19 protein-coding genes and 3 tRNA genes are annotated in these 21,641 nt (G+C 73.4%); 9 read left to right on the top strand and 13 right to left on the bottom strand.

The genetic code is table 11. From position 1 onward, the window contains the following. Positions 1 to 66 precede the first annotated feature (66 nt). The 4 genes from SJ20_RS00005 to SJ20_RS00020 all read right to left on the bottom strand — a co-directional run bounded on the left by SJ20_RS00005 (position 67) and on the right by SJ20_RS00020 (position 3,110). On the bottom strand, positions 67 to 279 hold the full coding sequence (locus tag SJ20_RS00005) for a helix-turn-helix domain-containing protein (protein ID WP_044658502.1): 213 nt from the start codon (positions 277 to 279) through the stop codon (positions 67 to 69). 300 nt (positions 280 to 579) lie between these two features. After that, entirely contained in the window at positions 580 to 1,794 is a 1,215-nt protein-coding gene (locus SJ20_RS00010) for a tyrosine-type recombinase/integrase (RefSeq protein WP_044658503.1), read from the bottom strand. Between the two features lie 151 nt (positions 1,795 to 1,945). Continuing rightward, positions 1,946 to 2,034: transfer RNA gene (locus SJ20_RS00015), tRNA-Ser, on the bottom strand. A gap of 197 nt (positions 2,035 to 2,231) precedes the next feature. Beyond that, positions 2,232 to 3,110, bottom strand: a complete 879-nt coding sequence (locus SJ20_RS00020; RefSeq protein WP_044658504.1) for a PRC and DUF2382 domain-containing protein — start codon at positions 3,108 to 3,110, stop codon at positions 2,232 to 2,234. Positions 3,111 to 3,401: 291 nt separating this feature from the next. Between SJ20_RS00020 and SJ20_RS00025 the strand changes: the two genes are divergently transcribed. Beyond that, complete coding sequence (locus tag SJ20_RS00025; RefSeq protein WP_044658505.1) at positions 3,402 to 5,357, top strand: FAD/NAD(P)-binding domain-containing protein; 1,956 nt, start codon at positions 3,402 to 3,404, stop codon at positions 5,355 to 5,357. 84 nt (positions 5,358 to 5,441) lie between these two features. Here SJ20_RS00025 and SJ20_RS00030 read toward each other — a convergent pair whose 3' ends face one another. The 3 genes from SJ20_RS00030 to SJ20_RS00040 form a co-directional block, all read right to left on the bottom strand. Beyond that, positions 5,442 to 8,192 carry an ExeM/NucH family extracellular endonuclease gene (locus SJ20_RS00030; protein ID WP_200891076.1) on the bottom strand — a complete coding sequence of 917 codons (2,751 nt, stop codon included), beginning with the start codon at positions 8,190 to 8,192 and terminating at the stop codon, positions 5,442 to 5,444. Between the two features lie 27 nt (positions 8,193 to 8,219). Then, on the bottom strand, positions 8,220 to 10,496 hold the full coding sequence (locus tag SJ20_RS00035) for a bifunctional UDP-sugar hydrolase/5'-nucleotidase (protein WP_044658506.1): 2,277 nt from the start codon (positions 10,494 to 10,496) through the stop codon (positions 8,220 to 8,222). A gap of 142 nt (positions 10,497 to 10,638) precedes the next feature. Beyond that, a tRNA-Ser gene (locus tag SJ20_RS00040) sits at positions 10,639 to 10,726 on the bottom strand. A 143-nt stretch (positions 10,727 to 10,869) separates the two neighbouring features. Between SJ20_RS00040 and SJ20_RS00045 the strand changes: the two genes are divergently transcribed. Further along, complete coding sequence (locus SJ20_RS00045; RefSeq protein ID WP_002858060.1) at positions 10,870 to 11,931, top strand: NAD(P)H-quinone oxidoreductase; 1,062 nt, start codon at positions 10,870 to 10,872, stop codon at positions 11,929 to 11,931. Next, entirely contained in the window at positions 11,928 to 12,377 is a 450-nt protein-coding gene (locus SJ20_RS00050; RefSeq protein ID WP_044658507.1) for a hypothetical protein, read from the top strand. Before SJ20_RS00045 ends, SJ20_RS00050 begins: the two co-directional genes overlap by 4 nt. Before the next feature lie 74 nt (positions 12,378 to 12,451). Here the strand turns inward: SJ20_RS00050 and SJ20_RS00055 are convergent. Further along, positions 12,452 to 12,525 (bottom strand) — tRNA-Thr (locus SJ20_RS00055). 181 nt (positions 12,526 to 12,706) lie between these two features. Here SJ20_RS00055 and SJ20_RS00060 point away from each other — a divergent pair. Continuing rightward, positions 12,707 to 13,441 (top strand): HAD family hydrolase, encoded by a 735-nt coding sequence (locus SJ20_RS00060; protein ID WP_044658508.1) that lies wholly within the window; start codon positions 12,707 to 12,709, stop codon positions 13,439 to 13,441. A gap of 29 nt (positions 13,442 to 13,470) precedes the next feature. On the opposite strand, the gene SJ20_RS00065 is transcribed toward SJ20_RS00060, so the two are convergent. Continuing rightward, on the bottom strand, positions 13,471 to 14,661 hold the full coding sequence (locus SJ20_RS00065; RefSeq protein ID WP_036384674.1) for a DNA polymerase III subunit delta': 1,191 nt from the start codon (positions 14,659 to 14,661) through the stop codon (positions 13,471 to 13,473). Continuing rightward, positions 14,658 to 15,317, bottom strand: a complete 660-nt coding sequence (gene tmk, locus SJ20_RS00070) for a dTMP kinase (protein ID WP_002858064.1) — start codon at positions 15,315 to 15,317, stop codon at positions 14,658 to 14,660. The genes SJ20_RS00065 and tmk overlap by 4 nt, the downstream gene beginning before the upstream one ends. A gap of 81 nt (positions 15,318 to 15,398) precedes the next feature. Here tmk and SJ20_RS00075 point away from each other — a divergent pair, with 81 nt between their 5' ends. Next, the gene (locus SJ20_RS00075) at positions 15,399 to 15,695 is read left to right on the top strand and encodes a DUF2516 family protein (protein WP_036384680.1); all 297 of its coding nucleotides are present in this window, start codon (positions 15,399 to 15,401) and stop codon (positions 15,693 to 15,695) included. 25 nt (positions 15,696 to 15,720) lie between these two features. Here SJ20_RS00075 and SJ20_RS00080 read toward each other — a convergent pair whose 3' ends face one another. Continuing rightward, positions 15,721 to 16,563 carry a hypothetical protein gene (locus SJ20_RS00080; protein WP_044658509.1) on the bottom strand — a complete coding sequence of 281 codons (843 nt, stop codon included), beginning with the start codon at positions 16,561 to 16,563 and terminating at the stop codon, positions 15,721 to 15,723. Between the two features lie 49 nt (positions 16,564 to 16,612). Between SJ20_RS00080 and SJ20_RS00085 the strand changes: the two genes are divergently transcribed. Continuing rightward, the gene (locus SJ20_RS00085) at positions 16,613 to 17,371 is read left to right on the top strand and encodes a phosphoglyceromutase (RefSeq protein WP_044658510.1); all 759 of its coding nucleotides are present in this window, start codon (positions 16,613 to 16,615) and stop codon (positions 17,369 to 17,371) included. A gap of 62 nt (positions 17,372 to 17,433) precedes the next feature. Here the strand turns inward: SJ20_RS00085 and phoU are convergent, their stop codons facing one another. Next, positions 17,434 to 18,102: a phosphate signaling complex protein PhoU gene (gene phoU, locus SJ20_RS00090; protein WP_044658511.1), complete on the bottom strand. Its 669-nt coding sequence runs from the start codon at positions 18,100 to 18,102 to the stop codon at positions 17,434 to 17,436. 163 nt (positions 18,103 to 18,265) lie between these two features. Here phoU and SJ20_RS00095 point away from each other — a divergent pair, with 163 nt between their 5' ends. Together SJ20_RS00095 and SJ20_RS00100 are read left to right on the top strand one after the other, a co-directional pair. After that, positions 18,266 to 19,495: a cell wall metabolism sensor histidine kinase WalK gene (locus SJ20_RS00095; RefSeq protein WP_036316036.1), complete on the top strand. Its 1,230-nt coding sequence runs from the start codon at positions 18,266 to 18,268 to the stop codon at positions 19,493 to 19,495. Next, entirely contained in the window at positions 19,492 to 20,172 is a 681-nt protein-coding gene (locus SJ20_RS00100; protein ID WP_044658512.1) for a response regulator transcription factor, read from the top strand. The genes SJ20_RS00095 and SJ20_RS00100 overlap by 4 nt, the downstream gene beginning before the upstream one ends. A gap of 91 nt (positions 20,173 to 20,263) precedes the next feature. On the opposite strand, the gene SJ20_RS00105 is transcribed toward SJ20_RS00100, so the two are convergent. Beyond that, the gene (locus SJ20_RS00105; RefSeq protein WP_036384688.1) at positions 20,264 to 20,815 is read right to left on the bottom strand and encodes a hypothetical protein; all 552 of its coding nucleotides are present in this window, start codon (positions 20,813 to 20,815) and stop codon (positions 20,264 to 20,266) included. A 201-nt stretch (positions 20,816 to 21,016) separates the two neighbouring features. Here SJ20_RS00105 and SJ20_RS00110 point away from each other — a divergent pair, with 201 nt between their 5' ends. Then, positions 21,017 to 21,499 carry a CarD family transcriptional regulator gene (locus SJ20_RS00110; RefSeq protein WP_002858073.1) on the top strand — a complete coding sequence of 161 codons (483 nt, stop codon included), beginning with the start codon at positions 21,017 to 21,019 and terminating at the stop codon, positions 21,497 to 21,499. The last annotated feature ends 142 nt before the right edge of the window (positions 21,500 to 21,641 follow it).

The raw sequence follows: 21,641 nt of genomic DNA on the forward strand, positions 1-21,641 counted from the left end.
CAGAACTCAATGGCCCTTGACAGCCATTCCCGCGCGTGACGCGGGCCTGAAGATCGACGGCGGCACTCACTGTGCACCACCGCCTCGCATCTCGGCGAGGGAGGTCACGGGCCGGGCGATGCGCTCCAGCTCCGCGTGCGGGATGCGGATGATGCGGGGGCCGTAGCGGTAAGCGTGCAGGTCTCCGCGGGCGATCATCCGGCGGACGGTGGCGGGGGAGGCTGCGATGGCATTTGCGAACTCAGCGATGGTGAGTCCGACCGGAGTGGTGGAGTCCACTGGTCTTGCTCCTAGAAACACGAATGCCGAGCGTCACTCCCCGTGGTCTTCACGGTTCGTGTGCTCGGCATCCCCATCGCGGTTCTTGCCGCTGCCCTTGCGTACGCCCTTCGGTTCTTCGTCTCACGGTCCCAGACGGTTTGGCATCGCGCCATCCCCGTCTGTTGCGTGAGCCGAGTCCCCTATCCTTCGCGGTGTGCGTCCGTAGGTGCTGCAACTCAGCATTCAATTGGTAGGCTTCATTATACACCATTCGCGTCGTGGGACAACACGAGTGACGCGCCGTTATGCGATCGTGACCTACATGTTCCGCGTCAAGCTAGCCAGGCGGCGGCGTTCGGCGTGCTGGTACACCTCTACGGACTTCCCATCGGAGTGGCCGGCGTATGCCTTCAGCTCCGCCGTGGTGGCTCCGGCTTGGCCTAGCCGGGTGAGGGCGGTGTGCCGGAGGCCGTGCCACGTGAAGTTCTCCACGGGACTCTCCCCGGCCTCGGCCCGATGAGCGTTGAGAGCCTTCAACGCGGCGTTGAACCGCTTGCGCACGGTGTTGGGATTGTTCAGGCCGTTCCCTCCGCCCACGCGAGGGAACAGCAGCCCGTCCGGCCCAGGGGCGGCGTGCGCGTCTAGATGAGCGGCCAGGTCGCCCGCGATCACTGGGGGCACGGGCACCTCGCGCCGTCCGGCGTCCGACTTGGGGGACTCTTCGCGGACGCCCGACCCGCGCGCCTGAACCTGGGATTCGACGCGGACCCATGTGGTCCCGTCCGGGTCCGTGGTGACGTGACGGCGGCGCAGGGCGAGGACTTCCCCGATTCGCAGGGCGCACCACCCGGACAGCAGCACGGCCAGCCGGTCCGCCTCGGGCATCAGGTCGGCCAGGGCGGACAGCTCGGCGTCCGTCAACGTCTCCCGGTTGCGCTGGGGCAGGTTCGGACGGCGCAGACGGCGCGCGGCCAGGGGAGGGACGGGCGAGGTCAGCAACCACGGCGTGAACGTGCGGGGCAGTTCGGCGGCGTCTCCGGTGGCCCACTTGAACAGCGCCGCGACCACGCGGTGAATCTGGGCGGCTCCAGCGTGGCCCTTGGACTCTTCGAGCGCGTCGAGCCATGCATTCAGGTCGAGGGCGGTCACCTCGCCCACGGGGCGATCCCCGAACGTGGGCAAGAAGTGTGCTTCGAGGTGCCGGCGGTAGGTGTAGACGCTGCCGAGCTTCAGGCCGCGCTCGGTCTGCCAGGACAACCACGCCTCGGCCATGTCGCGGACGGTGCGGGAGTCGGCAGCGGCCTGGGCGCGCCGGGCCTCCTTCTCGGCCTTCAGGCGGGCGCGGGCGACGGCGGGCGGCACGAATGTCCCTCGGGCCTTCTCTCCACGGGCGATGTCGAGGGCTGCGCGCGCGTCACCGAGCGTCGCAAACGATCCGATTGTGTGTTGGTAGCCGTCCACGGTGAGGCGGGCGCGGTAGCCGCCTCCGGGTAGGCGGTCCACGCCTCTCGGCAGGCGCTGGGGCTTGGGCATCTTCCCTCCGGGTGACGATCTGACTACCAGGTGACTAACTATATGGTACGTTGTGACCGTTCCTGAGTAGTCGTGGAACATGCGCGATCCGCCAAAATCCGCGCAGACATGCGAAAGGCCCCGTAACCACTGGGGTCACGGGGCCTTCTCGCGGAGACGGGGGGATTTGAACCCCCGGCCCAACTTTCGTCGAGCCCTTCATTAGCAGTGAAGTCCATTCGGCCGCTCTGGCACGTCTCCTCCATCCGGCGCGCCTCGCACGGGGCGACGCGCGGTCAGACCGGTCCAGCTTAGCGCGCCGAGCCAGGGCAGGGCAAAGGAACGCCGTGCTCACGGGCGGGATCCCCACCGCGCACGAGCGGGGCCCCGGATCCATGGATCCGGGGCCCCGCGTGATCTGTCAGCCGTCCGGCCTGAGGCCGACGCGTCCGTTCAGATCAGATACGGTCCTTGCGGTCCTTGCGGCCGTCGAGGTCGCGATCGGTGGCGTCGCCGTCGACCTTGACGTCCTCGTGGCGGACCTCCTCGGTCACCGTCTCGGTGTCCTGCACCTGGCGCTTGCCCAGGGAGACCTTCTCGGCGTCCACGGTCTTGTCGACGACCGGGGTCTCCTCGTAGGTGGTCACCTCGACGTCCCCGTCGCGGCCGGCGGTGCGGGCCTCGGCGGAGTTCGGGTCGACGGACTCGCGCTCCACCACGACCTCCTCGCGGGTGACGGGCACCTCGACGGTCTCGGTGGTGGTGTAGGCCTGCTTGCGCAGACGGACGCGGCCGGAGGCGCGGCGCTCGGTGCCGACGTTCAGGTGCTCGTCCTTGACGACGACGGAGTCGGCGTCGGTCACGTCGCGGCGGTCACGGTCGGTCACGTCGCGGCGGTCGCCGTCCACGACGGCCTCGTCGCGGCGGTCGGCCACGCCGGCCACACCCGCGGTGCCGGCCACGCCGGCGGCGCCGGCGTCGGTGCGCACGTCGTCACGACGCACGTCGCCGTCGTGATCCGCGGCGGAGTACTCCATGGAGTAGTACTCGTAGATGCGCTGCTCCTCCTCGGGGGTCAGCGAGCCGTCCGCGTCCACGTTCGGGGCGTCCTTCACGAAGGACTTCTCGAAGGGCACCGTGATGCCGTCGGCGGTGGTCTGGGCCTGCTGCAGCGGAACGAAGGTCTCGCGGGCGCCGAACAGGCCGGTCTTCACCGTGACGAAGGTGGGCTCGTTGGTGACGTCGTCGAGGTAGACCTGACCGACGGAGCCGATCTTGTCGCCGTCGGTGGCGAAGACGGTGGAGTTCTGCAGCTGGTCGAGAGCGTTGCGGTCCATGAGGAATTCTCCTTCTGAATCGGTGTTTTGTTGCCTTACGCTCATTCACAATTCCCCATGGGCCCGAGTGGCGTCAACCATCGGCCCCCCAGATTCCCAATTCCCAGACTTCTCCCAGAATCTCGACGCGATCCGCATGATTCCGCGGATTCTTCGTCCGGGCCTGCTGTGGATCCTGGGGGATCGGTGGGAGTGTGGCGCAAGCGGTCCGCGACTCTTGACGGCCACCGATATTGTGTGGAATACGCGCGCCGCAGGCGTGAAAACGATCCCGAGGAGAGTGGAGGCCCCATGTCCCAGCCCCTGGTGGCCGATCGCCGCCTCGCAGTGGTGGGAGCCGGCCCCCGCGGCGTCATGCTGCTGGAGCGGATCCTCGCCCGACTCGAGGGCGCGGCCCCGGACGCACACCCCCGGCGGCTGCGCATCGACGTCGTGGACCCCTATCCGCCCGGGCCAGGGCGGGTGTGGCGCACGGACCAGTCCGAGCTGTACCTCATGAACACCCCCGCGTTCTTCCCGACCGCGTGCGCCGCCGACAACCCCGGTCTGCGCCCCTCCACCGCCGCGCAGACCTTCGACCAGTGGCGTCGCGTGCACCCGGAGGCCAGCCTCGGCGTGCGCCGCCACCAGTACCCGGCCCGAGCGGTCTACGGGCGCTACCTCCGGCACCTGTACAAGGACGTCGTCGCGGGGCTGCGCGCCCGCCCCGAGGTCGTCGAGGTCGTCGAGCACCGCGTCGAGGCCACCGCCCTGCACCCCCGGCCCGACGGCGGTGCCCGCCTGGAGCTGCGGGACGCCGACGGCGCGGTCGCCGCGCTCGACGCGGACGCCGTCGTGCTCTGCCTGGGCCATCAGCCGGCGGAGCTCAGCCCCGGCCAGAACCGGATGGCCGCCGCCGCGCGGGGCCGGGACGAGCTGCACTACCAGGGCCCGCAGATCCCCTCGGACGTGGACTGGGAGACCGTGGAGGCCGGGGCGGACGTCCTCGTGCGGGGCATGGGCCTGAACGCGTTCGACCTGCTGGCCCAGCTCACCCAGGGCCGGGGCGGGGTGTACCGCCGCACCGGCGACGGACCCGGCCGGGCCCTGCGGTACGAGCCGTCGGGGGACGAGCCGCGCCTGCACCTGATGTCCCGCCGCGGCATCCCGTACCTGCCCAAGGCCGAGGTGGACGCCTTCGTGCCCCGCGGCGTCACCCTCAGCTACCTCTCCGACGCCGCCGTGGACGCCCTCGCCGCCCGGCACGGGGCCCTGGACCTCGCCGAGCACCTCTGGCCGCTGCTGCACCGCGACGTGGTCCGGCACTACTACGCCACGCTCGTCCGGGCCCAGCCCGAGATCCTCGGCGGCCCCGTCGAGGCGCGCCGGTTCCTCGGGGAGCTCGTCGGCCAGCTCGAGGAGGCCGGCCGCGGCGCCCCCGTGACCTCCGCGCACGCCGAGGAGCTCCTCCAGCGGTACGCCCCCGGCCGCCGCTTCCTGGACATCCTGGCCTATGGATCCCCGTTCGAGGACGCCGTGTTCGCCTCCCATGAGGACTATCAGCGGGCCGTCGCGGACCTCATGGAGCAGGCCTGCGTGGAGGCCGCCCTCGGGGAGGAGTCCCCGTTCATGATGGCCGTCGGCGCGCTCCATGCCGGCCGACTGCGGATCAAGGCGTGGATCGCCGAGGGTCGGATCGCCGAGGCCTCCCGCATCCGGGACGTCCAGGGCTGGTTCGAGCCGCTGGTCGAGGGCCTCGCCTCCGGCCCGCCCCTGTGGCGCGTCGAGCAGATGCTGGCGGTGCACCGGGCCGGCCTGCTCACCTGGGCCGGCCCCGCGCCCGTGGTCGAGGCCGAGGACCACGGGTTCACCGCCCACAGCCCCCAGGTGGGAGCGCAGGACTCGCTGGGGCCCGCCGTCGTCGAGGGGGCCTGGCTGGTGGAGGCGATGATGCCGCCCAACCGCGTGCAGGCCGCCGCCTCCCCGCTGGTCCGTCAGATGCTGGCGGACGGCGTCGCCGCGGCCGGGACGTGGGAGGACGAGGAGGGTGTGCGCGTGCCCGCCACCGGCTTCGACGTCACGGCCCGCCCGTACCGGCTGCGGGCCGCGGACGGCACGGTCCACGCGGACGTGTTCGTGCTGGGCCTGCAGCTCTCGGGCGTGCAGTGGGGCACCGCGATCGCGGCCGAGGCCGGGGCCGATCCGGCCGGACGTGCCCTCTTCCTCGCCGACGCCGACGCCGCCGCGACGGCCGTGCTCGCCGGCTGAGCCCCCACGACGACGGCGGGGCCGTCCGGGTGGATCCCGGACGGACCCGCCGTCGTCATGCCGGGGGCGGCGCCCCGCGCCCCGTCAGGGACGGGCCGGCCCGCGGCCCTTGCCGGGGTGCTCCGGGCCGTGGCCCTTGCCCGGGTGGTCACCGCCGTGGCCCGGGGTCGCGCCCACGCAGCGCAGCCACTCGCGCACGGAGTTCGCGGGCTTGCCCGGCACGCCGCGCGGATCGGTCACGCCGTCGCAGGTCTCGCCCGGGGAGGGCTCCGGCTCCGGCTCCGGGGTCGGCTCGGTCACGGGCGCGTCGAGCTGGAGGCCCACCAAGATCGGGTTGTGGTCCGAGGACCGCCACTGGTCCGCGGAGTACAGGTCCTCGGCCACGTAGTTGTGGCGCGAGTACTCCAGGGCCACGGATTCGTTCGCGTTGATCATCCAGATGTCCTGGCCGGTGATCGCCGTCGCCGCCGACGGCGAGGCGTAGATCCCGTCCAGGCTGCCGACGGCGCCGCCGAACGCGTACGAGTACTCGCCCGTGAGCGCGCCCTGCGAGACGTACCCGGCCGCCTCGAGCACGCGGATCGGGTCCTCCTTCTCGTAGGCGTTGAAGTCGCCCATCAGCAGGACGCGGTCGGTGCCGGTCTCGGCCTTCATGCGCTCGGCGAAGGCCACGAGGGCCTCGGCCTGGCCCACGCGGTCCGCGTTGTACGCGCCCTGGCCGTCGCCCGCGTCCACGTTGCCCCCGGTCGCACCGGAGCCGCCCTTGGACTTGAAGTGGTTGGTGATCGCCACGAACTCGGTGCCGGCCGCCCCCTCGGACGTGCCGTCGGCGGCGCGGAACAGCTGCGCCATTGGCTCGCGTGCGTTGTCGAAGTTCGTCTGGTCGTCCAGGATCACCGACTCGCCCACCGGGGTGACCTCGGCCGGCTGGTAGATGAACGCGGAGCGGATGACGTCCTCGTCCGCGAGCGCCGGGCGCTCGGCCGGGGAGGCGACGAAGGCCCAGCGCTGCTCGCCGGCCTGCGCGTTGAGGGCCTCCACGAGGTGGGCCAGCGCGTGGTCCCGGTCGAGGCCGAACTTCTCGGAGTTCTCGATCTCCTCGAGCGCGACCACCGAGGTGCCGAGGCCGTTGATCGCGGCCGCGATCTTCTCCTGCTGGCGGGCGAACGCCTCGGAGGTGTAGGCGCCGCGCGGCAGGCAGCCGTTCGTGGTGACGGGGTTGCCGGCGCGGTCGCGGTAGGCGCTGCAGCCGGCCACGTCCTGGCCCAGGGTCGTGAAGTAGTTGAGCACGTTGAAGCTGCCGACGGTGACGTTGCCGCCGACCGCCTCGGGGGCGGCCTCGGCCGGGCGGGTGTCCTCGATCGTCACGGGCTGGACGGCGGCCGCCGTGGCGTCGGTGAGGTGGCCCAGCGGCTGGAAGGACCACGCGTCGAAGCGCCAGTCGAGGATGACTCCGGTGGTGAACTCCAGGCCCGCGCCCACACGCACCGGCTGGTCCGCGTCCAGATACGGCAGCGGGTTCTGGTTGCCCGGCGAGCGCATGAAGTTCGTGGTGGCCCCGTCGTCGAGCACGATCAGCTGCTGCGCGTTGGCGGCCGCGACGGCCTGGGCCTCGGCGCCGGGCAGCGCCACCGACGTCGGGTTGTCCAGCGGCGTGGTGCCGGGGACGATGCCGAGGGAGCCGTACTGGTTGAGGGAGTAGTTGTCCGTGACCGTCCAGTCGCCCTGCGGGGCGAGGACCATGCCCTCGAGCGCCTCACGGTCGGCCTCCTCCAGCGGGAACTCCACCGGCGTGGGGGCCACGGCGCCGGGCTCGGCGACCGGCAGCACGCCGCCGGCGGCGACCTTGATCTGCGTGAGGCCGTAGTGCTCGGCCGCTTCGCCCGTGACCTGGACGTGGTCGCCGAGCGTCACGGAGCCGACCGTGTCCGGCGAGTACACGAACACGCCGTCGGAGGCGCCCGGGGTGGCGTCGGGGGTGTCGCCGCCGGTGCCGGCGGTCTGGATGTAGTAGCCGTCGTAGCCGCCCGTGGAGTACACGGCGGTGACGACGCCGGTGGTGGTCACCTGGCGCCCGGCGTACGGGGTGGCCGTGCCGGTGCCCTGGAGCTGGGCGATGGTGATCCGCTCGGCCGGGGTCGGCTGCGGCTCGGGCTCCGGGGTCGGCTCGCCGCCGGTGGCGGCGGCGTTGGTCGGGGTGACCTGGTCGGTGACGGTGAAGTCGGCGCTGTTGTCGTCCGTGTCCACGCCGTTCGTGCGGGTGAGGGACTTCGGGTCCGAGTTGGCCGAGGGGGCGCCGGCAGCCGCCGTTTCGAAGGTGTTCGTGGCTCCGTAGCCGAGCACGTCCGCGACGCCCGGCACCTGGCCGGTCACCACGGAGCCGACCGGCAGGTCCGTCACGGTGCCCGTCTGGCGCGCGAGCACGATCGTGCCCTTGGTGCCCGCGGGGTTGAACGCCCCGCCGGCCACGAGGTCCGCCTGCGGCAGGGCGGCGCCCGCGGTGCCGTTGGAGCCGCCGGAGACCAGGAAGTGGCCCTTCGCGGGCACCGTGCCGGACAGTGCGACCGTGCCCTGGGTCGCGGCCGTGCCGGCGGCGGAGCGGTACTGCAGGGACCAGCCGTCGAGGCTGATCGGCTGGTCGGTGGGGTTGTAGAGCTCCACGAACTTGTGGGTGTACACGGCGTTCGCGGAGCCGCCGTTGGTGTACGCCTCGTTGATGACGAGGGAGTCGCCGGCCGGGCTGGCCTGGGAGGGCAGGGCCACGGCGGGGGCGAGCAGGGCCAGGGCGGCGGTGGTCACCGCGGTGCGCGCGGCGAAGCGGGGCAGGGGGGTCATGTCGTCCTCGGTCTCGTTCTCGATGGGTCAGCGCGACAGGCCCGCGGCGGTCAGCCAGGCATGGGCGGAGAAGACGGGGTGCGTGGCGGCGCCGCGCTGCACGCCGCGGCCCTTGCCCGGGTGGTCCTCGCCCTTCACGCGGCCCTTGCCCGGGTGGTCGGCGCCCTTGTCATGGCCCTTGCCATGACCCTTGCCATGACCCTTGCCCGGGTGGGTCGGGGCGGGCTGCTCCGGCTCGGTGGGGGTCGGGGCCGCGGTGACCTCGAGGACATGGCGCACCACGGTCGTGCTGCCGTCGGCGTAGCGCACGGTCATCACGAGCTCGCCCGTGCCCGCGGCGGCGGGGGCGGTGATCCCGGAGAGCGTGACGGTCTCGGAGCCCGCGGGGACGGCCACGGTGCCCAGGGCGGTCTCGGCGCCGCCGGCCGTGCGGAAGGCGACGTCGACCGCGGTCGCCGCGGGGGCGCCGTCGGAGTCCACCACGAGGTCCCCGAGGGTCAGGCCGACGGCCTGCCCGGCCTCGACCGAGGCGGGGGCGTCGGTGACCGGCACGCCGTTCTTGCCGAAGTCCGGGGCGACGGCGCCGCGGGCCGCGTCCTGGGCGCGGGCGTAGTCCGTGATCGCCTGGGAGTCCAACAGGCCCATGTTCACGAAGTTCTGGCGGCCGGTCGCGAAGGCGGTGTAGCCGTCGGGGGCCTTGGTCGGGTCCCCGAGCGTCGTCCAGGTGTCGTCGGACAGGAACGACTGGCTGGCGACCGTGTACATGCGGTCCGCCTGGAGCGGCTCGCCGTCGATCCACACGCCGGTCACCTTGTCCCCCTGCGGGCGGGACTCGTCGTAGGTCCAGGTCAGCTCCTCGGACCAGCCGAGGGTGAACTTGCGCACGTCGTTCCGCCAGTTCTCCTCGAGGGCCAGCTTGATGGAGGAGCCCGGGATGTCGAAGTAGGTGATGGTGTTGCCGAACGGCGCCATGTCGAGCAGCTCGCCCAGGGTGAGGCGACCGACGAGGTCGGCCGGCTTGGCCGGGAACGCGCCGCCGTCGGTGAAGCGGTCCGTCAGCAGCTCGGAGCGCAGGCCGCCGGGGTTGGTCACGCCGAGGTCCACCTCGGGGTTCGCCTGCTCGGCGGCGCGCTTGACGGCGTCGCCCACCCAGGTGCCCAGGGTGGTCTCGGCGGCGCGCGTGCCGCCGGCCTTCCAGGAGCCGCCGGCGTCGATGAGCTTCTGGTAGTCGGTGGTGATGGAGGCGGACAGGTCGGCCACGACCTCGCCCTGCAGGTCCTCGAAGACCGCGACGGCCTCCTGCTCGATCGCGTACACCTGGGCGGTGACGGGGGATTCCGCGGCGGCCTCGGCGGGGGCCTGCGTGGACCGGGCCAGCAGGCGCGGGGTGAGCCCGGTGACCTCGCCGTCGGCGCCCACGGTCAGCTCGACGGCGGCCAGGTGGCTGCCGGAGGCGCCCGCCTGGATCACGGGGCGGTGGGCGCCGCCGGCCGCGGCGTCGTACTGGTAGAGCTGGTGGGTGTGGGCGTTGAAGATGACGTCCACGGCGGAGGAGGTCTCGCCGACGATGCGGTCGAACTCGGCCCGGGCCGCCCGCTCGGCGGCCAGCTCGCCCGCGCCGGCGGCGCCGTCGTGGTACGAGGCCACGATCACGTCGGCGGCGTCCTGGGCCTCCAGCTCGTCCGCGACCGCGTTCACGGCGGCGACCTCGTCGAGGACCTCGTTGCCCTTCAGGCCCGCGCCGGTGGTGGTCGCGTACAGCTCGTTGGGGGAGGCGCCGATGACCGCGACGCGCACGCCGTGGACGTCGAAGACGGCGTGCGAGGTGAGGACGGGCTCCTTGGTCGTCGGGTCCACCAGGTTGGCGGAGAGCACCGGGAACTGGGCCCGGGACTCCACGCGGCCCTGCAGGTCGTCCAGGCCCTTGTCGAACTCGTGGTTGCCGGCGGTGAGCGCGTCCAGGCCGAGCGCGTTCATCACGTCGATCGTCGGGTTGTCCTGCTGCACGTTGGACACGGACTTCGAGCCGCCGATCAGGTCGCCGGCGCTGGTCAGCAGCGTGGAGCCGGCGCCGTGCTCGGCCTCGAACGCGGTGCGGTAGTCCTCCACGGTGTCCGCGAACTGCGTGCCGATGTAGTCCGCGGACAGCGCGCCGTGGAAGTCGTTGAAGGACAGGATCGAGATGGTGGTCTCGTCCGCGGCGGCCGTCTCGACGGCGAGGGCGGGCGCCGCGCTCGCGGGCGCGAGGACGAGGACGGTGCAGGCGGCCGTGGTGACGGCACGGCGGCGGAACAGGCTGGGCATGGCTCTCCCCGGGATGCGTGATGACAGAGGTGCGCCGCCGGTGGACGGCGGGGTGACGCGCGGAGTCCATCACATCCAGGTGGCCTCCAGGTGAACGAGAGGCGGCGGGCCGTCCGGCCCGCCGCCTCTCGTCGTGTGCACGCGGATGGTGAGGGATTCGAACCCTCGGCACGGGGTCACCGCGCACCGGTTTTCAAGACCGGCTCCTTCGGCCGCTCGGACAACCATCCCGGGCCTGACCGCGACGGCGTGGGCCGCCGCGTCGAGGACCCACTCTAGCCCGTGGCCCGGCGGGCGACCGGTGGCGAGTCCGGCCCCCGCGCGCGAGGATGGACCCTCGACCCTCGACCCCCGACCAGAGGAGGAGACCCCCATGGACGTCCCCGCACAGATGCGCGCCGTGCGATTCACCGGCGCCGGCGACAACGGCGTCGTCCGCGTGGGCCACGAGCCCGTGCCGGACCCCGGCCCGGGCGAGGTGCTGGTGCACGTGGCCGCCGCGGGTCTCAACCGCGCGGACATCGCGCAGCGCGAGGGCCGCTATCCGCCGCCGCGCGGCGCCTCCGAGATCCCCGGACTCGAGGTCTCCGGCACCGTGGCGGCGCTGGGACCCGAGGCCGGGATGCCGGGTGAGGGGCGGTTCGCCGTCGGTGACCGGGTGTGCGCGCTCCTGGCCGGCGGCGGCTTCGCCGAGTACGTCGCCGTGCCGGCGGGCCAGCTCATGGCCGTCCCCGACGGCGTCGGCCTCGTCGAGGCGGCGGCCCTGCCGGAGGTCGCCTGCACGGTGCACTCGACGCTCGTGGGCCGGGCGGGCGTGCAGGCCGGGGACCGGGTGCTCGTGCACGGCGCCACCGGCGGCATCGGCTCCTTCGCCGTCCAGTTCCTCGCCGCGCTCGGTGCACGGGTGCTGGGCACCGCCGGCGGCCCGGAGAAGGTGGCACTCGGTCGGCGGCTGGGCGCCGAGCACATGTTCGACCACCGCGCCGCCGAGTCCGGTGCCTTCGCCCCGTGGGTCAAGGAGGTCACGGACGGCCACGGCGCGGATGTCATCCTCGACGTCGTCGGCGGCCCGTATCTGGCGCCCAACGTGTCCGCGCTCGCCCCCGAGGGACGCATCGTGACGCTCGCGGTCCAGGGCGGCGCCGTCCCGGAGGACTTCAACATCATGAAGCTGGTGGTCAAGCGCGGCTGGCTCACGGGGGCGACGCTCCGCTCCCGCTCGGTCGTGGACAAGGCCGGGATCGTGGCCGCGGCCGAACGTGCCGTGTGGCCCCTGGTGGCGGCGGGCCGCATCGACGCGAGCGTCGGGGCGTGCTTCCCGCTCGCCGAGGCCGCCGAGGCGTTCGACTGGTTCGACTCCGCCACCCGCACGGGCAAGGTCGTGCTCGTCACCGACCCCGCCGACGCGCGCCGGCCGTCCGGCGACCGCGCATGAGGGGGCCCTTCGCACGCTTCCGTCAGGAGCGTGCCGACGACCGCGAGCTCGGCACGGGGCTGTGGCGCCGTGCCCACGACCGACTCAGCCGGGCCCTGGACCGCTACTGGCAGGTGCTGGAGGGCCAGCGGGGCACGGACGTGCTGAGCCACGAGGAGCGCAACGGCGTGGTCCACGCCGGCAACGTCCTCACGGAACGGCTCCCCGCGGTCCGTGCCCTGTGCGTCCGCCTGCACCGGGACCACGAGGGCGACGGCGAGCACATCCCGGCCGAGGCCGCCGACGTCCACCGTGAGCTCTCCCGCGCCGCACACGAGCTGGCCGCCACCGCCCAGGCCCTCGCCCTGTACCGGCTCGGCCAGGGCTCGGCGGAGTCGGTCGGCCGGCACGCCGAACGCACCCTCGGCCACCTGGACCGGGCGGAGGAGCTGGGAGCCGGGCTCTGACGGCGGCGCGCCCCGGACGGCCGGCCCGAAGACGAGAGGACCCCGCCGCGTGATCACGCGGCGGGGTCCGGGGGAGCCCCCTGCCGGATTCGAACCGGCGACCTGCTCTTTACGAGGGAGCTGCTCTGGCCAGCTGAGCTAAGGAGGCACGGACCGTGAACGGCCACGGCTGACGAGCATACCGGTTTCGCGGCCCCGATTCCACCGCACGGCCGGGCGCGCGGGCCACCGACTGTGGCCCGCGCCTTCCGCAGGCGTTCACCCCCAGGCCACGCCGCGGCCAGACGGGGACGGTTCCCTGGTGGGCACACACCGTCGACGGGAGACGCATGAGCCTGCCCCACGCCCCTCGCACCCCGGCACCCCCCGCCGCGGCCTCGTCAGCCGCGCCCCTCCGCCTGGCCGTGGTGGACATGTCCGGCACGTCCATCGTGGAGCACGGGCTCCAGGACACGGCGTTCGCCCGCACGTTGGACCAGCACGGCGTCCCGGCGGGCACGCCGGAGCACGACGACGCCGCTCGGCGGTTCCGCGCGCTCCGGCCCACCTCGCGCACGGCCGTGTTCCCCCGCGTGTTCGCCGACCGGGCGGTGGCCGCGGCGGCGACCCGCACGTTCGAGGCGGCCTTCGACGCGCTGCTGGCCGAGCACGGCGTCCGGGCCGTCCCGGGCGCGGAGGAGGCGCTCGTCCGCCTGCGCGCCCTCGGCCTCCACGTGTGCCTCTGCACCGGCTACGCCCGCCACACCCAGAACATGATCCTCGAGTCGCTGGGGTGGATGGGCCTGGCGGATCTGAGCCTCTCCCCGGACGACGCCGGCCGCGGCGTCCCCCACCCGGACATGATCCTCACCGCCCTGCTCGGTCTCGACCACGACGACGTCCGCAGCGTCCTCGTGGTCGGGGACACCGCGGAGGACATGACGGCCGGGCGCCGCGCGGGGGCCGGACTCGTGGTCGGCGTGCGCACGGGTCGCGACGCGGACGACGTCCTGCTGGCGGCGGGCGCGGACCGGGTGGTGCCGGGCCTGGCCGACGTGCCGGACCTGGTGGTCCGCACCCGCTGAGCCGGCGCCGGCCCGCCCCGCGCGGCCGCTCAGCGACGTCGCGGGGTGCGCACCCGGCGGGGCAGCAGCGCCAGCATCATGGCTTCGAGGGCCAGCTGCTCCGGCACGTTGGCGGCGATGCGCTCCCGGGCCGTGGTGACGGCGTCGATCCGGGCGAGCACCTCGGCCGAGTCGCCGGCGGTGCCGCGGGCGTACGCCTCGATCTCGTCCCGACGGTGCTCGTTGATGAGCTCGCCGTCGGCCCCCAGCTGCACGCGCAGCACGTCCCGGAACAGGCCCATGACGTCGATCATGGCCCGGTCCAGCGAGTCCCGGACGGCGCGGCGCCGCCGGCGGGTCTGGTCCTCCTCGAGCCGTTTGACGTGGTGGCGGAGCTTGGGCGGGACGGGCTCGCCGGGCTCGAGGCCCAGGGAGCGGCGCAGTGCCTCGAGCTCCTCGGCGTCCCGGGCTTCGGCGGCGGACTCGGCCTCGGCCTTGGACACCTCGGCCAACGTGGCGGCCAGGGCCATCGCGTCGGAGACGGCGGTGGCCTGGAGCGGCAGGGAGAGGATGCGCTCGCGGCGTTCGAGGGCCTCCGGGTCCCGCGCGAGGCGGCGGGCCATGCCCACGTGCGACTGGGAGATCCGGGCGGTGGTGAGCGCCGTCTCGCGGTCCAGCCCGTCGCGGCGGTGCAGCAGCTCCGCCACCTGCTCCACGGCGGGGATGCTCAGCGTGATCAGCCGGCAGCGGGAGCGGACGGTGGGGAGCACGTCCGCGGGGGACGGGGTGCACAGCATCCAGATCGTGCGGGCCGGCGGCTCCTCGATGGCCTTGAGGAGCACGTTCGTGGCGCGCTCCGTCATGCGGTCCGCGTCCTCCATGAGGAAGATCCGCCAGCGCCCGGTGGCGGGGGTGGACTGGCCGGCCTCCACGAGGGCGCGGACGTCCTCGATCCGATAGCTCACCGCCTCGGTGGCCAGCACGGTCACGTCCGGGTGGGTGCCGCCGAGGACGGTGCGGCACGCGTGGCACTCGCCGCAGCCGCGCGCCGCCGGGTCCGCGACCTCGCACTGCAGGGCCGCGGCGAACGCACGCGCCGCCGTCGACCGGCCGGAGCCGGGCGGGCCCGTGAACATCCAGGCGTGGGTGGGACGGTCCTCGGCCGCGGCGCGGCGCAGCTGGGCCACCGCGGCCTCCTGGCCCGCGAGGTCCGCGAACACGGCGGGGGCGGGGGCCGTCATCGGTCGGCCGCCTGGGCGGTGACGCGGGCCAGCGCGCGGGCGGTGAGCTCCTGCGGCGGCAGCGCGCCGTCGAGCACGAGGTACCGCTCGGGCGCGGCCGCCGCGCGCGCGAGGAAGGCGGCGCGCAGGGCCTCGTGCCGGTCCGCCGTCTCCCGCTCCATGCGGTCGGGGGTGCCCTCGCCCCCCGCCGCGCGCCGGTCACGCCGGTCCGCGGCGGTGGCCGCGTCCACGTCGATCAGCACCGTCAGATCGGGGACGAGGCCGTCCGTGGCCCACTCGTTCAGGGCGGCGATCCGCGCCTCGCCCAGCCCGCGCGCCGCGCCCTGGTAGGCCACGGACGAGTCCACATACCGGTCCGTGACGACGACGGCGCCCCGGGCCAGCGCGGGGCGCAGCGTGCGGACGGCGTGGGCGGACCGGGCCGCGGCGAACAGCAGCGCCTCGGTGCGGGGGTCCACGGGGGCGTGCCCGGGGTCCAGCAGCAGCTCTCGCAGCGTCTCGCCCAGGTCCGAGCCGCCGGGCTCGCGCGTGAGCACCACCTCGTGGCCCGCGGCGCGCAGGGCCTCGGTCAGGGCGCGGGCCTGGGTGGACTTGCCGGATCCGTCCGGTCCCTCGACGGCGACGAACAGGCCGCGATGCTCGGTCTGGGTGCTCACGCCTCGAGCCTAGACGCCGCCCCGGACGGGGAGGGAACCCGGCCGGGCCGACCGCCTAGACTGACCGGCATGAGCGCCCCCATGCACTTCGCCCTGCTCGTCGACCACTGGCTGTTCCGCGTCCTGGCGATCGCCGCGCTCGGGCTCGAGGTCTGGGCGCTGGTGGACGTCGTCCGGCGCCGCCCCGACGACTTCGCCCGCATCGGGGGCCGGGACAGGAGCTTCTGGCTGATCCTCACCGGCGTCGCCGCCGTCGTCGGGCTCCTCGGCGTGCTCGCCGGCGGCGGGATGGGCATGTTCGGCCTCGTGGCCGCGTGCGTGGCGTGCGTCTACCTCGCCGGCCCCCGCCAGGACATGGGCCCGGCCCTGCGCCGCTGAGGGTCCCGCGCCGTCGGCGCCGCCCTCATGACGACGGCGCCACCGCCGCCCAGCGCACGCTCAGCTCCCCGCGCCGCCACTGGTGCGGGCCGCCCAGCACGGGCCAGCCCGCCGCGCGGAGCGTGCCGACCGTCGCCAGCCACCGCTGCCGCGTCCCGTAGGCCGCGAGCGGGGCGTGCGCGGCCCACGCGGCGTCGGCCTCCGCCAGGAGCCGATGGACGGGCTCGCCGGGTACGTGCCGGTGGATGAGGACCTTCGGCAGGCGCGCCGCCACGTCCGAGGGGCGGGCGAAGGACCCCAGCCTGAGGGCCACGGTCAGGCTCGCGGGCCCGTCCCGACGCAGGTCCACCCAGGCCGCCCGCCGGCCGTCCTCGGAGCAGGTGCCCTCCACGAGGACGCCGTCGTCGGCGAGCCCCGCGCACAGCAGGGACCAGATCGCGGGCACGTCCTCCTCCCGGTACTGGCGCAGCACGTTGAACGCGCGCACCACGGTGGGCGGCCGCGGCACGGGCAGCTCGAAGCCGCCGACCGCCCAGGTGACCCCCGGCAGGTCGCCGGCCCGCTCCCGGGCCCGGGCCACCCGAGCGGGGTCGATCTCGAGGCCCACCAGCTCGAGGGCCGGGTTCTGCACGCGCAGCCGCTGGGCCATCTCGACGGCGGTCACCGGCTCCGCGCCGAAGCCCAGGTCCACGGCCAGTGGGCGGGGAGTGCGCCGCAGCAGGGGGCCGTGCACGTCCGTGAGCCAGCGGTCCACCCGGCGCATCCGCTGCGCCGCCGTCGTGCCGCGGGTGATGTGGCCCTGCGGTCCCCGGGCGGGGCCGGGGCCGGGCGTCGTGCGCGCGCGCAGCCGCCGGGCCTTCTCCACCATGGGCTCCAGCGTAGGGGAGCGGCGGGACGGGTCCGCCTAGGATGGTGACATGGCGAACACCACGTACACGCTGGTCCTGCTGCGGCACGGTCAGAGCGAATGGAACGAGAAGAACCTGTTCACCGGCTGGGTGGACGTCCCGCTGACCGAGAAGGGGCGCGCCGAGGCCGCCGGCGGCGGTGAGCTGCTGGAGGCGGAGGGCATCCGCCCGGACGTGGTCCACACGTCCCTGCTCAAGCGCGCCATCACCACGGCCAACCTGGCCCTCGAGGCCGCGGATCGCCAGTGGATCCCGGTCAAGCGCAGCTGGCGCCTGAACGAGCGCCACTACGGCGCCCTGCAGGGCAAGGACAAGGCCCAGGTGAAGGAGGAGTTCGGCGAGGAGCAGTTCATGGTCTGGCGCCGGTCCTTCGACACCCCGCCGCCCGCCCTGGACGACGACTCCGAGTTCTCCCAGGTCGGCGACGAGCGCTACGCGGACCTGGGCAAGGACGCCCCCCGCACCGAGGCCCTCAAGCAGGTCATCGACCGCCTGCTGCCCTACTGGGAGGAGCAGGTCCTGCCCGACCTCAAGGCCGGCAAGACCGTGCTGATCGCCGCGCACGGCAACTCGCTGCGCGCGCTGGTCAAGCACCTGGACGGCATCTCGGACGAGGACATCGCGGGCCTGAACATCCCGACGGGCATCCCGCTGGTCTACGAGCTGGACCAGAACTTCAAGCCGATCACCGCGAACGGCCGCTACCTCGATCCGGAGGCCGCCGCGGCCGGCGCCGCCGCCGTGGCCGCCCAGGGCTCCGCGCACTGACGCGTCCGACGACGACGGGCCGGGACCCCGCCTGGGGGCCCGGCCCGTGGCGTCGGGGACGGTCAGGAGCCGGTGGCGTCCGGGCGGTGGGTCGCCCACTCGCCCGTGACGAGGTAGCGCACCTTGGCGGCCACGGACAGGCCGTGGTCCGTGAACCGCTCGAGGTAGCGCGAGGCCAGCGTGACGTCCGTGGTGGTGGCCGGCGTCGCTCTCCAGTCCGGGGCGGCGATCGCGCGGAAGACGGACAGGTGCAGCGCGTTGACGTCCTCGTTGAGGGCGTCGATCCGGTCCCCGTGCGCCAGGTCCTGGGTCTCGAGCAGCAGGACGACCTCCTCGGCCACCTCCACGGCGGCGTCGCACATCGCGGTGATCACGGTCCGGACCTGTTCCGGGATGACGTGCTCGGGGTAGCGCAGCCGGGTCAGCTGGGCCACGTGGCGGGCGAGGTCGCCCATGCGCTCGAGCGAGGAGCTCATCCGCAGCGTGGCGACGACGGTGCGCAGGTCCGTGGCCACGGGCGCCTGCAGCGCCAGGATGCGCACGGCCTGCTCGTCGAGGGACTCCTGCAGCTGGTCGATCCGCGCGTCCTCCGAGATGACCCGTTCGGCGCCGTGCACGTCGGCCGCCTCGAGGGCGGCCTGCGCGTCCATCATGGCGCGGTGCACGAGGCGGGCGATCTCGGTCAGGTCGCGGCCCAGCCGTTCGAGGTCGGCTCGGTAGAGCTCGCGCATGGTCTCCTCTCCCCGGCGACGCCCGTGCGCCGCCGACCCCGACTCCCCGGGGCAACGGTCCACCCTGGCAGGGCAAGATGAACGGCCCATGAACGCCGATCGTCCGGCGTCTGGCGGGGCCGGGGCAGCCCGTCTCCGGGCCGCCAGAGGCTAGTCTGGTGCCGTGGATCCCGTCATCATCGGCCTGCTGTGCGGAGCGGTCGGACTGTTCACCGGAGTGGCCTCCATGCTGGCCTTCCGGGCGTCCGAGCGCTCGCGGACGGTGGACCTGACGGTTGGCGAACCCACCCTGGCGCCGGGCGCCGCCGAGGTCCTCTCCGTGGTCGGCCGCGCGTACGCGGTGGTGGACGACGTCGACGGCGTGGTGCGCGCGAACCCCGCGGCCTACGCCCTGGGCCTGGTGCGGGGGCACTCGCTCGTCCAGGACCAGCTGCGGGAGCTCACGCGGACCGTGCGGGCCGACGGCGTCATCGTCGAGCGCCGCATGGAGCTGCCCCGAGGACCCCTCGGGCAGTCGAGCCTCGTCGTCGAGCTGCGCGTGGCCCCGCTGGACGAGGAGTACATCCTGATCCTCGCCGACGACCGCACGGACGTGACCCGCACCGAGGCCATGCGCCACGACTTCGTCGTCAACGTCTCGCACGAGCTCAAGACGCCGGTGGGCGCCATCTCCCTGCTCTCCGAGGCCATCGGCGACGCCGCGGAGGACGAGGAGGCGGTGCGTCGCTTCGCCGCACGGCTGGGCGTCGAGTCCCGCCGGCTCACGGCCCTCGTGCAGGACATCATCGAGTTCTCCCGGCTGCAGGCCAAGGACGTGGTCCAGGACGGAGGGCCTGTGGACCTCAACGCCGTCGTCGCGGACGCCGTGGACCGCCTGCGCCTGACCGCCGAGGACCGCGGCATCGCGCTGCGCGTGGGCGGCCGCGTGGACGCGGTGGTGCACGGGGACCAGGACCAGCTGATGACCGCGGTGCGCAACCTGGTGGACAACGCGGTGCGCTACTCCCCGGAGGGCACCACGGTGGGCATCGGCCTGAGCTCCGTGGACGGGCTCGCGCAGGTCACCGTCACGGACCAGGGCATCGGCATCAGCCCGGAGGAGCAGGAGCGGGTCTTCGAACGCTTCTACCGCGTGGACGCGGCGCGGTCGCGTCAGACGGGCGGCACGGGCCTGGGGCTGAGCATCGTCAAGCACGTCGTCATCAACCACGGAGGGGAGGTCACCCTCTGGTCCCAGCCGGGCCGCGGGTCGACCTTCACCATCCGCCTGCCCGAGTGGGGGGACGGTGTCGCCGTCGACGGCGCGCCGGGTGCCGCCCACGTCACCGAGCGGCGCGGTCACCGGGTGACCGCCTCGGCCGCACCCCCGACCCGGAAGGAGACGAGCGCATGAGCCGCATTCTGATCGTGGAGGACGAGGAGTCGTTCAGCGACCCCCTGTCCTACCTCCTGGAGAAGGAGGGGTTCGAGGTCACCGTCGCCGCCGACGGCAACGAGGCGCTGAGCATCTTCGAGCGCGACAGCGCGGACCTGATCCTCCTGGACCTGATGCTCCCGGGGATGTCCGGCACCGAGGTGTGTCGTCAGGTGCGCCAGCGCTCCAACGTCCCCGTGATCATGCTGACCGCGAAGGACTCGGAGATCGACAAGGTCGTCGGCCTCGAGCTCGGGGCGGACGACTACGTGACCAAGCCGTACTCCTCGCGTGAGCTGGTGGCCCGCGTCCGCGCCGTGCTGCGCCGTCAGGGGGAGCAGGAGGAGCCGATGTCGGCGACCATCAGCGCCGGCCCCGTGCGCATGGACGTCGAGCGGCACGTCGTCTCCGTGGACGGCGAGCAGGTGTCCCTGCCGCTCAAGGAGTTCGAGCTGCTGGAGATGCTGCTGCGCAACGCCGGGCGCGTGCTCACCCGCGGCCAGCTGATCGACCGCGTGTGGGGCTCCGACTACGTGGGGGACACCAAGACCCTCGACGTGCACGTGAAGCGCCTGCGCTCCAAGATCGAGCCCGATCCCTCGAGCCCCCGCTACCTCGTCACGGTGCGCGGCCTGGGCTACAAGTTCGAGGCCTGACCGGCGCGCTCCGCCCGGGACGACGACGGCCCCGGCTCCACCTCACGGTGGGGCCGGGGCCGTGGCGTGCCGGGCGCAGGCCCGGCGGAGGTCAGTGCTCCTCGCCGTAGTGGTGGGTCTCCTCGTGGAGGTGCCCGACGAGATCCTCCTCCGAGGGCTCGACTCCCTCGGGGAGCAGGTCACGGTACTGCTCCTGGGTGGCGCTCAGCAGCGGGACGGCCAGGTCGGCGGTGCCGCCGTTGCCGGAGACGGTCACGGGCAGGTTCTCGCCGACCCACACGCCCTCGCGCTCCAGGACGGTTGTGTTCGCCTCGTCCTCGAGCTTGCGGCTCTCGCCGGCGGGGACCTTCAGGGTCGCGGAGCCGCCGCCCTCGGCCTGGAAGGTGTAGGTCTGATCCTGGCCGGAGGTGTTCTCCACGGTGCCGATCAGGCGGGCGGGGCCCGACTCGCCGTCGCCGACGAGGGCGAGGTTGCGGTAGCTCAGGAAGTCCTGCTCCTGGCCGTTGATGCCGTCCGAGGGGGAGTACTGGATGGCGGTGGCGATCGGGCTCACGGCGGAGCAGCCGGTGGCGCCCAGCAGGGCGACCGCGGCCAGCGCACCTGCGGCGAGGTGGCGCCGGGCGGGCCGGGATGCGTTCTTCACAGAGGTCTCCTCAGGTGCGATGACGTGCTCAGGAGCCCCGAGGCAGGGGTCCTGCCAGGTCAGGCTACCGCATCCCGGGACGCCGGCCGGCCTGTGGCGCCGGGTCGTCCACTATCACATCCGGGGGCCGACGATGTGACGGCGCGCGCGGCATGACGAGGCTGCATGATAGAATGGGACGACTGAAAGGGGCACAACAACATGGTTTTTGAGGTCGGAGAGACCGTCGTCTACCCCCACCACGGTGCTGCGCGGATCGAGGAGATCAAGATGCGCACCATCAAGGGGGAGGAGAAGATGTACCTCAAGCTCAAGGTGGCGCAGGGAGACCTGACCATCGAGGTCCCCGCGGAGAACGTCGACCTCGTCGGCGTGCGTGACGTCGTGGATGCGGAGGGGCTCGAGCACGTCATGGAGGTCCTGCGCGCCGAGCACGTGGAGGAGCCGACCAACTGGTCCCGCCGCTACAAGGCCAACCTGGAGAAGCTCGCCAGCGGCGACGTCAACAAGGTGGCCGAGGTCGTCCGTGACCTGTGGCGCCGCGACCAGGACCGCGGCCTGTCCGCCGGCGAGAAGCGCATGCTCTCGAAGGCCCGCCAGGTGCTCGTGTCCGAGCTGGCGCTGGCCAAGAAGGTCACCGAGGAGGAGGCCGAGGGCCGCCTGGACAAGGTGCTCGAGGGCTGACGAGCAGCACACGGCAGGGGAGGGGCCCGCGTCCACGACGCGGGCCCCTCCCCTGTCTCGTCCCCGGCCATGGCCGTTGCCGCCGTGGGAGGTCCCGGGCCACGGACACCGGCGCGCTCCCTAGGTGTAAGAGGTCATGACG

Source organism: Micrococcus sp. MS-ASIII-49, from assembly GCF_000946635.1.
In the GTDB taxonomy this organism is placed as follows: Bacteria; Actinomycetota; Actinomycetes; order Actinomycetales; family Micrococcaceae; genus Micrococcus; species Micrococcus luteus.

Coding starts and splice junctions, on each gene's coding strand:
- SJ20_RS00085 (WP_044658510.1), top strand. CDS start 16,613: ATGGCGAACACCACGTACACGCTGGTCCTGCTGCGGCACGGTCAGAGC.
- SJ20_RS00050 (WP_044658507.1), top strand. CDS start 11,928: ATGAGGGGGCCCTTCGCACGCTTCCGTCAGGAGCGTGCCGACGACCGC.
- SJ20_RS00080 (WP_044658509.1), bottom strand. CDS start 16,563: ATGGTGGAGAAGGCCCGGCGGCTGCGCGCGCGCACGACGCCCGGCCCC.
- SJ20_RS00110 (WP_002858073.1), top strand. CDS start 21,017: ATGGTTTTTGAGGTCGGAGAGACCGTCGTCTACCCCCACCACGGTGCT.
- SJ20_RS00025 (WP_044658505.1), top strand. CDS start 3,402: ATGTCCCAGCCCCTGGTGGCCGATCGCCGCCTCGCAGTGGTGGGAGCC.
- SJ20_RS00010 (WP_044658503.1), bottom strand. CDS start 1,794: ATGCCCAAGCCCCAGCGCCTGCCGAGAGGCGTGGACCGCCTACCCGGA.
- SJ20_RS00065 (WP_036384674.1), bottom strand. CDS start 14,661: ATGACGGCCCCCGCCCCCGCCGTGTTCGCGGACCTCGCGGGCCAGGAG.
- SJ20_RS00045 (WP_002858060.1), top strand. CDS start 10,870: ATGGACGTCCCCGCACAGATGCGCGCCGTGCGATTCACCGGCGCCGGC.
- SJ20_RS00030 (WP_200891076.1), bottom strand. CDS start 8,192: ATGACCCCCCTGCCCCGCTTCGCCGCGCGCACCGCGGTGACCACCGCC.
- SJ20_RS00060 (WP_044658508.1), top strand. CDS start 12,707: ATGAGCCTGCCCCACGCCCCTCGCACCCCGGCACCCCCCGCCGCGGCC.
- SJ20_RS00075 (WP_036384680.1), top strand. CDS start 15,399: ATGCACTTCGCCCTGCTCGTCGACCACTGGCTGTTCCGCGTCCTGGCG.
- SJ20_RS00100 (WP_044658512.1), top strand. CDS start 19,492: ATGAGCCGCATTCTGATCGTGGAGGACGAGGAGTCGTTCAGCGACCCC.
- SJ20_RS00020 (WP_044658504.1), bottom strand. CDS start 3,110: ATGGACCGCAACGCTCTCGACCAGCTGCAGAACTCCACCGTCTTCGCC.
- phoU (WP_044658511.1), bottom strand. CDS start 18,102: ATGCGCGAGCTCTACCGAGCCGACCTCGAACGGCTGGGCCGCGACCTG.
- SJ20_RS00035 (WP_044658506.1), bottom strand. CDS start 10,496: ATGCCCAGCCTGTTCCGCCGCCGTGCCGTCACCACGGCCGCCTGCACC.